Source organism: Archangium sp. (assembly GCF_036389735.1).
In the GTDB taxonomy this organism is placed as follows: domain Bacteria; phylum Myxococcota; class Myxococcia; order Myxococcales; family Myxococcaceae; genus Archangium.
The window spans coordinates 1-1612 of the sequence record NZ_DASVWK010000618.1 but is presented as its reverse complement, the minus strand read 5'-3'; the positions used below and the strand labels follow the sequence as shown (position 1 = coordinate 1612).

General features: G+C 68.2%; 2 protein-coding genes. Both read right to left on the bottom strand.

All coding sequences use genetic code 11. From position 1 onward, the window contains the following. Window positions 1-235, bottom strand: a 235-nt coding sequence (locus VF794_RS21765) for an alpha-E domain-containing protein (RefSeq protein WP_331113402.1), incomplete at its 3' end; no start/stop codon positions are given. Continuing rightward, a partial coding sequence (locus VF794_RS21760) for a circularly permuted type 2 ATP-grasp protein (protein WP_331113401.1) occupies window positions 235-1612 on the bottom strand: 1378 nt, incomplete at its 5' end. The genes VF794_RS21765 and VF794_RS21760, both read right to left, overlap by 1 nt.

The following is a 1612-nucleotide window of genomic DNA, read 5'->3' as shown; positions in this document are numbered from 1 at the left end:
TCTGCCGGTCGCTGAGGAGGAAGTCGGTTACCTCCTGCTCTGTGCGACTGAAGCCCCGTGCTTCGAAGTCGGCGAGCGTTCCGGTGATGCGCAGGACTGTTTCCCAGATGAGCTCGGCAGGCTCCGGGTGGTCGAGCCGTGTATCCGTACAGACGCTGACCAGGCGGGCGGTGTTTTCGGCGCGCTCGAGGTGGCGGGCCATCCAATAGATGTTCTCGGCGACCCGGGACAGCATCAGGCGCTCCGCCTTTCCAGATCGACGACCCAGGTGTCCTTGCTTCCCCCGCCCTGGCTGGAGTTCACCACGGTTGAGCCCTCGACGAGGGCCACGCGGGTGAGGCCGCCCGCCGTGACCTCGATGCGTTCCCCGGACAGGACAAAGGGGCGGAGGTCCACGTGGCGGGGGGCCACGCGGGTGCCGACGATCGTGGGCACGGTGGAAAGGGTGAGCATCGGCTGGGCCATGTAGTTCCGCGGGTCGTGGCGGACGGCTTCGGCGAAGGCGTCGCGCTGGGCCGGCGTGGCGTGGGGGCCGACGATCAGGCCGTAGCCGCCGGATTCGTTGGCGGCCTTCACCACCAGCTTGTCCATGTTGGCGAGGACGTGGTCCCTCTCGCGGGCGTCCACGCAGCGGAAGCTTGGGACGTTGGGGAGGATGGGCTCGGCGTCGAGGTAGTAGCGGATGAGCGCGGGGACGTAGGTGTAGACCACCTTGTCGTCGGCCACGCCCGCGCCGGGGGCGTTCACCAGGGCGACGTGGCCGGCCCGCCAGGCGCGCATGAGGCCGGGCACGCCCAGCATGGAGTCCGGCAGGAAGGCCTCGGGGTCGAGGAAAAGGTCGTCGATGCGGCGGTAGATCACGTCCACGCGGCGGGGCCCCGAGATGGTCCGCATCTGCACCCGGTCGTCGTCGTCCACGAAAAGGTCGGCGGCGGTGACGAGCTCCACCCCCATGCGCTGGGCGAGGTAGCTGTGCTCGTAATAGGCCGAGTTGTAGATGCCGGGGGTGAGGACAACGATCCGAGGCTGATCGCCGGGTCGCGGGCTGACGCTCGCCAGCATGGCATAAAGCTGCAGCGGGTAGTCATCCACCGGCAGGATCCGGGCCTGACGGAAGAGCTCGGGAAAGCTGCGCTTGGTGACCTTGCGGTTTTCCAGCATGTAGCTCACGCCCGAGGGGACGCGGAGGTTGTCCTCGAGCACGTAGACGGTGCCGTCGCGGTCGCGCACGAGGTCCGAGCCGCAGATGTGCGCCCAAACGCCGTGGGGCGGCGAGACGCCCATGCATTCGGGACGGAAGTTCCTGGAGGTGGCGAGCAGGTCGCGCGGGATGACGCCGTCCGCGAAGGCGCGCTGGTCGTGGTAGACGTCGTCGATGAACAGGTTGAGCGCCAGGACGCGCTGCTTGAGCCCGTCCTCGATGCGCCGCCATTCGGGCAGGGGCAGGATGCGGGGGATCAGGTCGTAGGGCCAGTGGCGGTCGATGGAGCCGCCATCCTCGCCATAGACCCGGAAGGTGATGCCCATGAGGCGGATGACCTGCTCGGCGGTGGAGACGCGTTTGGCGAGCGTTGCATCGTCCAGCTGGGCCAGATACGCGCAAAGCGCCTCC